The following is a 7,603-nucleotide window of genomic DNA, read 5'->3' as shown; positions in this document are numbered from 1 at the left end:
CAAGGCCGGCGGCCGTGTGCCGCCTCTCGTAGGCCGGACACATGCACGCCGCCGACCCGACGTCAGAAGCTCCAGATTCGCTCTTGCACCGCGGAGGCCATCCACACATGCAAGCTCAACGGCCTCGACCCGCAGCGCTATTTCACCGACCTGCTTACCCGCCTCGTCAACGGCTGGCCCAATGACCGCATCGACGAGCTGATGTCCTGGCACTGGGCCGATCCGAAGACGCCCTCAGCCTCACCCGAAGGCGGCAAGGGTCCTTAGACGCCGCTTACGGCTAGACGCTTATGGCTGATGACTTTGGGCTGAGAATTGCGCTGCTCTAATGGGCATCATGCGCAGCTCCGCCGCGCTATCTACCGACCCGCGCAGTATGGAAAGAAGGAGCGGCACAATGCGCAATCCCACCCGCCAGCCCCCGTTCAGCACCTATTGGGACCGCGTGAACGAAGCTTTGCGTACCGCCGGGGAACCGACCGCGCAGCGCGTCGAGGCCGAAACGCCTTATGAGACCGGCCAGCCCGCCGAGGACGCGGCCAGCGTCATTATCGACCAGCGGCGGCACCACGCGGCCGAGGAAGATCGCGCCGATCAGGTCTACTGGGAGGGCCATTAAGCATCCATAAGGTGTGTGCGAGAAGTGCTGCGTGAGCTGTAGCTGGGCCGATCTCAAAATGGCACCGCCAGGGTTGGGTTAGCACCCATCGCCTACGTTCCAGCCCTTCTAAGGTGACCAAGTGTCGGATGGCTCAGGAGAGGGCGGAGGAGCCCTGGATTGGCGCCGTCCTGATCCTATCCACAGGGTGCGACCGTGCCTCTCTCCGGGCTGCGTGACTCTCGCAGTCGCCGATCACGCTTCTTCCCAAGCGGTATTCACTTCGAACAGCCAGCGGTCAAGGTCCAGGTCCGAGCAGCCCCCGCAGCATGCCCCCGAGCGCCTTGTTCAGAGTGCCGCTCATTTTTCCCGTTATGCCTCCTTGGGGCGGCTGGAAGCGGGTTGCGTTCTGTGGACCGTAGACGATGCTCGTTGCCTCGGCACGGGCCCTGCGACCCTCCTCCTCGGCGCGCAGCGGCACACCGTCAGTTGTCAGACAGACGCGTACCGAGCGGCGCCCCGGCGATCTTGCCGGCGGCTCCAGCCGCCAGACGGTGCAGGGCAGGCCGGCGACACGGCTCGTCCCCTCGCGGTGTGCGCGGGCGCCAGCGAGTGCGCGCTCACCCGCCTGGGCTCGGACCGCGAGCTGCGGCAGGTCGATCACGAGACCGGTGCGATCGTCCGCGGCAAACGCGCGACCAGCGCGCAGGTCCACCACCACCCATGCGCCGGGCGGCAAGGGTATCCCCCCAAAGGATGCAGGTGTACCGGCAGGCAGGTCGGCCCGCAGCGCGCGCAGCTCGGCCGACCACGCCAAGCGCGCGTTTGTAGGCTGTTTGTCATTCTCTACGCGGTAGGTGACGGCCACGTCTCGGGTTGGCGAGAAAGGCGGCCGTTCCTGCGCCGCCGCAGCAAGGGCGGCGAAGCTGGTCGCGGCCAGGATGGCGACAGGCCCAGCACGACGCCAAGAGGTCCGCATGCCCACGTCCGTCTACCCGGCGCCAGAGCTTCGTGAGGCCACTCGCTCGCGTCTAATCATCCGTGACCTCCCCGCGAGCGGCCTGCAGGCCTTCTGATCTATTCCTGTTGAGCGTGGCCTGCGAGGAGCAGCAAAAGGTAGACGATGCACAGCGCCGAGCTCCGTTCAGCCCGCGTCGGCGAGGGCGCGTAGCAAAGCCCCATGCTAGGGCCATCACTCGGCCGTTGCCGGCACATACACCGCGAAGACCTTGCCGGCGCCATTGATGCAGACATGCCGGCGACCGTCACCTGACAGCCGGACGCGGCCGTTGCCGTGCAGGATGAAGGCTGACACCTGACTGGCCTCATACGGCACCATCGGGTGCATGCCAGGGGCAATCGTCACCTCATAGCCACGCATAACCTTGCGTACGAGCCTATCAGCCAGTGGCGCGCAAGCCTGCGAAGGCCCGCGCTGAATGTCATACGTCCATACTGTCGGCGCAATGGGCAGAGTGCTTCCAAAGACCGCAGCCGGCTCCATGAACAGTGACATGACCAAGCCGAACACGAAGCTCCCCACCACCAGAGCAAAGGCACGCGTCGCTATCATGGCCTATACGCCCCCAGGCGGCAGATGGAGCTAAAACCATCCAGGCATGACGTTGTTTCACAGATGCCCCGCACTAACGCGAGCGGCGTCTCACACTCCATAAGCCTCCGACGGCGCCGGAAGCGCGGCGTATTCCGCGTCCAACGCCCCCCCACTCGACCGGAGCGAGCAATGTCGGACCGGGAAGCGCTGCGCCGAAATCGAATTAATAGGCAGGCAAACCGAAAAAGCGGGTTAGTCCTCTGACTCACGTGTTGGCAAACGTGGGACCAACCCTCACTCCCCCTCCCGCCTCATTTCAAGCCAATAATTTTCGGCATGAGTACGCCAGCCTTTGACACGGTATTGGCAAAGTTCTGCATCCGCCGGCAACGTAATGAAACGAGGGTGCCGCTCATTTTCGTCGGCTTCATGGCCGCAGTCAGCGTCGGCCAATGAAAGTCGGGGGTCAGCCGCCGCCAGCCTCAACCCTGAGCGAACGTTTGGAGCGCACGCCCAGGTACCATTTTTGCAGCCGACGCCGCTTAAGCGTCGGCCGTTGCCGTGACCATTAGATTTCGAATTCCTGCCGGTAGCGCTGGAAGCATGCAGCGCCGCATTCCAGGCGCATCAATGCCCCTTCCGCGATCGCCGGCGCGAGTACAGGATTAGACGCTACCAGCGGGTGTATGGCCTCACTGTTCCAAGCGGCCGAGTGCTTCACGTCCAAGATCGCGTGCAGGTCGAAGTAGTGACGGTCACCCGACAGCACGCCCAGCCGTTTCAGCCCCTTGCCCACCAGCGCCGCACGGGCCGGCGCCGTCTGCTCAATCACGCCCAGCGCCCCCACGGAATGGTAGGCATAGCGACGGTTCGCCGCGAGGCCGGCCATGACGTTGGCCAGGGCAAGCGCCTCCCAGACCGTGGTTTCCACTCTCGGCTCGAGCCCGAGGTGTTCCGCCAGCGCCTCCAGCAACGGGCCGTGCATGCCCTTCGGGTTGCCGCGGCCCATCTCGTCCCAGTAATTGCGGGCGATCTCCAGCTTCGGCCGCACCGGCAGCTTGACCTGGGTCAGGGCCGAGAGATCCTCGAACCCCGCTTCGCCGGCGATCTCTTGGGTCAGGAACCAACGCATCTGCTCCATGGTCGCGGTCTTGGCGAGCCAGGGGAACAGCGGGTCATGCTGGCCGGGACCGTCCTTCTCCAGCGCCTCGAACCAGCGCACGAATTTGTCCGCGTCACGCGGTGCCTCGGCGGCACGGGCCGACACGGCGGCGCGACGCTCCTCCAAGAACGCGCCCTCCTCGCGCAGCCCTTCCGCCATGCGGTCGATGCCCGATCTCCAGTCCACCATCGGCAGTGCCGGGTCGAACCGCTCGCGGTTAAAGGCGGCGAGGTTGCGTTGCAGCGCGGTTTCGGCCGTGATCAGGCCGTCGCTGTTGAAGAAGCCGTCTGGCATGTCGTTCCTATCTGTCCTGATCGACCGTGAGCACCACTGCGGCGATTCGATCGGCGTGGCGGTACGCCTCGGCCTCGAGCTCCTCGCCGAAGACGTCCGGGTCCATCTCGCGGTACGCCCAGCGCGCCCCGCTCCGCGAAAGTCGATCCGCCGCGGCGGCCCGGAAGGGGTCCTCACCGTTCACGACGGCGGCACCGGTGTAGAGCACCAGGGTACCCCCAAGAGAAAGCCGCTCCAGGGCGGTGTCCAGGATGGCGAGTGACAGATCCGCCCCCAACGGCCCACCGCCGTGCCGGTAGGCGCGCTGGGCAGGATCGACGAGGTAAGGCGGGTTCGCCACTATGAGGTCGAAACTTCCCTCCAAGCTCGTAAGCAAGTCGCTGCGGCGTGCCTCGGCCTTTGTGACGCCGGCAAGCTGGACGTTGACGCGGGCTAGGCGAAGCGCTGCCTCGTTAATGTCCACCATGAATACTTCGGCGTCGGGCAGGACCTTTGCCGCGACGATGCCTCCCGGACCGGCACCGCAACCGATGTCCACCACGCGGCAGACCGGCCGGTCACGCTCCCGCAACGCACGGCGAATGGCGTTCGCGAAACGGTACGTGTCTGGGCCGAAGAACACGGAATCCGCATCCGTGGTCGGAAAGGCGGAATGAAAGAAGAGTTCCCCGTCCAGGGTCGAAACGCGGACCAAGCTACGGCAATATCTGCTGTCCCGGACCAGCACACCTCCCTGCTCCATGATGTCGAGCATCGGGGATGGCAGGAGGCTGGGTCGAAAAGGCCGGCTCCAGCCGAAGACGTCGGCTAGACACTGCGCCTCGGCGTTTTCGGGACGGACATTGACCCGCGCATGGGTATTGGGTGTGACCGTGGTGAAATGATAGCCGGCGTCACGCAAGGCGTGGCCTAGGGCCAGCAGGGCATCCGCGGAAACCGGGGAGGGGTGTGCAGTGAACATAGAACTTGATACGCTGCTTGAAACCCGCCGGTTGCAGCGACAAGACGCTTTCCTGGGACCGCTGCGGTCTTGAAGCATGAGTTGATTGCCGGCCGGCCGAGCCGCTCAAACTCCGCTCTCCACCCAACTCGGTCAGCCAGGGTTGGAGCGCTTTGTCCGATTCCGGGAACTCGACCGCGACAAGCTGATGACCAAGATGAGCGCGGAGCGAACATCTGCACCGTAATAATATAGAGTCGTTAACCAACCGTCTCATTGTTAGGGCTAAGGTGCTGCGGGCTGACTGGCGATTGTGCAAAAACGGCCGGGCACAGATGTTGTCAGGATGCGCGCGATCGCCGCTTCCCGCGCGTTAGGTGAGGGCTGCCACAATCGCGGTCGGAAGCGGGTTTCCGACGCGCCGGCACCAATCCCGCGCCACGCTGCGGCCGGCCCCAAACCGTCCCACCCTACCTGGCGCGCGCCAGTTGCTAGTGACCGTACCGGCCGCCGCCGATCACTCGGGATAGCTCGCAGGCTCCCTCGGCTCCGGCCGGTTGAACAGGATGAAGGCCAGTGGATTGCCGGGCTCGGACATGGCGTCGCTGCGCAGCCCCGTGATCTCCCCGGTCACGCCACTCGCATATTCCGCAACCACCTCGCCGAAGCTGTTGCGCTGAATAGCGACCTTCTGCCCCGCCTCGACCCGGTCATTGAGCTTGGCGAGGAACTCCACAAGCCCGCCAGCCGTGGCCAGGATCGGGAAGGCAGAGTTACCGACATAGACGCGCACGTCTTTTGCCGTGCGTCCCATCGGTCCGGCCAGGATGCCGTGGTGCTTGAGGACGTTCATCGTGCCTTCGACAAACAGCGCGATCATTCCCGGATCGAGGACGCGCGCAGCGCCGATCTCTGGTGTGAAGGATGGGATGCCCACTTCCATGAAGGCGTTGTGCAGCACACCCGGATAGACTGGATTGTCATAGATCTGGCCGACGGGATACAGCTCCAGCATGGCCCGAACGGCCGGCACGCCCATTTCGCCTATATTGAACGCCGTGACCTCGAAGCCGGTCGTCCCCGTGTGGAAGTCGATCGCGTAGTCGGCGTTGGGGCGCAGCAGGCGATTGAACACCAGGCCCGCGTGTCGGCTGGCCGCTGTGACGCCGTTCTCGTTGCCCGGCCATTCCCGATTCATGTCGATCAGATCGACGCCCCGGCCTGAACTGGGCCAACGACGCTGCATGCTCTCCAAAGCCGGGCGGGACACGTCCGTGACCGCCATCACGGTGCCCGACATCGCAACCGGGTCGAGCTGGTTCATCACGGTCTGGACGGCATGGATCGAACTCATCTCATCGCCATGCACGCCGCTCACGAGCATGACGCGCTTGCCCGGCCTCGCCCCGCGAGCGACCTTCACGGACACGTGCCAGTGCTGCCCGGTGGGCGTCGCTACGCCCCGGAAATACAGGAGGTGCTTTCGGCCAGGCTCCAGGTCGTCCACGTCCAGCGCAGTGACGACCCTTTTCCCGTCGATCATGTCGCCAGTGTAGGTGGTTCGCGCGGGGGAAGCCGCCGGTGGCGTTGCCCCGCCTTGCGCACTGGCCGGGCTGGTGCCCAAGACCAGGGCTGTGGAAGTGCCGACCGCCTTGGCCGATGCGATCATGAAATCGCGCCGGGCGACGCTGTCCATATCGAGATCCTTCCTGACGTCTTCGGGCATGTTCACGTTCCTTCGCCGCGGACCAGACATACTGGTCGTCGCCGCAGGGTGGCGGTAGGGCAGGGGACATGCGTGACCCTACCCGACAGGCCGAACGACTGATGGCCATTCGTCTGCGCTACACGATCAACAGCCACCTGGAAGATCGCGGCATCACCACGCCGGCGGCGGTCGGTGCGGCGATTGGCCTGCCGGCGGCCGAGGCTGCCGGCCTGCTGCGCCGCCGGCAATGGCGGGCTGGCGACCTGGCCGCCCTGCAGGCGGTGGCCGAGCGGCTTGGGCTAAAGGTCGTGCCACCGGACACCGACCACCTTTGGCAGCAGAACCGGTGAGCGCGCGCCTGCATGTCGTGAGCCGCGCTTCACCTCTGATAACTGCCTAGACCGCGTGTTAGGCGAGGGAGATCCACAATCGCGGTCGAAAGCCGCCAAGTGGTTAGAAGCACGTCGGCTTCCTGTGCTCTTCCGGTCTATGACCTCGGGCGCGATGGTCTCAAAACCACGCCCGCGCACCTGCGACGGAGCCGCACCTCGCGGTCGGAACGAAAACCTCGGCATCATCCTCTTGATGCCGAGGAGAACAGACCATGATAGCTGCGATGAGTGATGACGCACTGACGCAGGTGCTGCACAAGACGATCCTGGCCTTGGTCAGGCGTGACGACGTGGATCTCACCAGCCGCCAGCTTGGCGTTTTCCTGACCGTCTATCTGACCGCTGGCCCGCCTACGGTGCGCGGCTTGGCAGCAGGGCTCAACGTCTCCAAGCCCGCCATCACCCGCGCTTTGGACAGGCTCGGTGAACTGAGTCTCGTCCGGCGCAAGGTGGACCCGATGGATCGCCGCAGCGTGCTTGTGCAGCAGACCCAAGCAGGAGATGCGTTTCTGGCAGACCTGCGCCACGTCATGGCGGCGGCAGACACGGAGCATCGCAGCGCGGCGGCGTGAGCACCCGCGGCGCAGCGTCAGGTACGCGCAACGCGGCTGATTGCTTTGCCATCTCGCGTCACGAAACATGACCAGTTCTGGCACGTCCGTTTAGGCGGCAATGGCACTGCCAAACGGGCAGGGAAGGGCAGGGACCCCGGGAGCCTACCGAGATGCCTATCGGCCAGCACTGAGCCGCCGGATTGCCCTGGACGTCGCACCGCTCGGCCTCACCGATGACTCGTGAAGCATTCTGTCCTGATTCAACCATTGCGTGCAATTTTTCTGAACCAGCACGCGTTCGTTGCAACACAGCATCGTGCTGGCGAGCGCTGATTTCGGCGTTGCCGGAGATCATCTCCCTCCCGTATTTGATCGTCTAAGTTGAGCGTTGGATCAGTTT

Annotated in this window: 9 protein-coding genes; 4 read left to right on the top strand and 5 right to left on the bottom strand. The window is 64.7% G+C overall.

Annotation, left to right across the window (positions count from 1 at the left end; all coding sequences use genetic code 11):
• Both E2C06_RS40035 and E2C06_RS34585 read left to right on the top strand, forming a co-directional pair.
• Window positions 1-267 (top strand): transposase domain-containing protein (locus tag E2C06_RS40035; RefSeq protein ID WP_241671602.1); only part of this gene is annotated, 267 nt, incomplete at its 5' end.
• A 130-nt stretch (window positions 268-397) separates the two neighbouring features.
• Window positions 398-619: a hypothetical protein gene (locus E2C06_RS34585; RefSeq protein WP_133293093.1), complete on the top strand. Its 222-nt coding sequence runs from the start codon at window positions 398-400 to the stop codon at window positions 617-619.
• Window positions 620-896: 277 nt separating this feature from the next.
• Here E2C06_RS34585 and E2C06_RS34580 read toward each other — a convergent pair whose 3' ends face one another.
• The 5 genes from E2C06_RS34580 to E2C06_RS34560 all read right to left on the bottom strand — a co-directional run bounded on the left by E2C06_RS34580 (window position 897) and on the right by E2C06_RS34560 (window position 6,275).
• Window positions 897-1,577 (bottom strand): hypothetical protein, encoded by a 681-nt coding sequence (locus E2C06_RS34580; RefSeq protein WP_133293092.1) that lies wholly within the window; start codon window positions 1,575-1,577, stop codon window positions 897-899.
• 213 nt (window positions 1,578-1,790) lie between these two features.
• Window positions 1,791-2,171 carry a hypothetical protein gene (locus E2C06_RS34575; protein ID WP_133293091.1) on the bottom strand — a complete coding sequence of 127 codons (381 nt, stop codon included), beginning with the start codon at window positions 2,169-2,171 and terminating at the stop codon, window positions 1,791-1,793.
• 550 nt (window positions 2,172-2,721) lie between these two features.
• Window positions 2,722-3,609, bottom strand: coding sequence for an iron-containing redox enzyme family protein (locus tag E2C06_RS34570; RefSeq protein WP_133293090.1), 888 nt, complete (start codon window positions 3,607-3,609; stop codon window positions 2,722-2,724).
• Between the two features lie 7 nt (window positions 3,610-3,616).
• The gene (locus E2C06_RS34565) at window positions 3,617-4,510 is read right to left on the bottom strand and encodes a methyltransferase (RefSeq protein WP_241671601.1); all 894 of its coding nucleotides are present in this window, start codon (window positions 4,508-4,510) and stop codon (window positions 3,617-3,619) included.
• Window positions 4,511-5,066: 556 nt separating this feature from the next.
• The gene (locus E2C06_RS34560; protein WP_206664830.1) at window positions 5,067-6,275 is read right to left on the bottom strand and encodes a M14 family metallopeptidase; all 1,209 of its coding nucleotides are present in this window, start codon (window positions 6,273-6,275) and stop codon (window positions 5,067-5,069) included.
• A 101-nt stretch (window positions 6,276-6,376) separates the two neighbouring features.
• On the opposite strand from E2C06_RS34560, the gene E2C06_RS34555 reads away from it, so the two are divergent.
• The gene (locus E2C06_RS34555) at window positions 6,377-6,607 is read left to right on the top strand and encodes a hypothetical protein (protein ID WP_133293088.1); all 231 of its coding nucleotides are present in this window, start codon (window positions 6,377-6,379) and stop codon (window positions 6,605-6,607) included.
• 266 nt (window positions 6,608-6,873) lie between these two features.
• A complete protein-coding gene (locus E2C06_RS34550) occupies window positions 6,874-7,221 on the top strand; it encodes a MarR family transcriptional regulator (protein ID WP_370451523.1) in 348 nt (115 codons plus the stop codon).
• The last annotated feature ends 382 nt before the right edge of the window (window positions 7,222-7,603 follow it).

Origin of the sequence: Dankookia rubra (assembly GCF_004355005.1) — a bacterium.
Lineage (GTDB): Bacteria > Pseudomonadota > Alphaproteobacteria > Acetobacterales > Acetobacteraceae > Paracraurococcus > Paracraurococcus ruber_A.
This window is presented reverse-complemented; position numbering and strand designations above follow the sequence as displayed.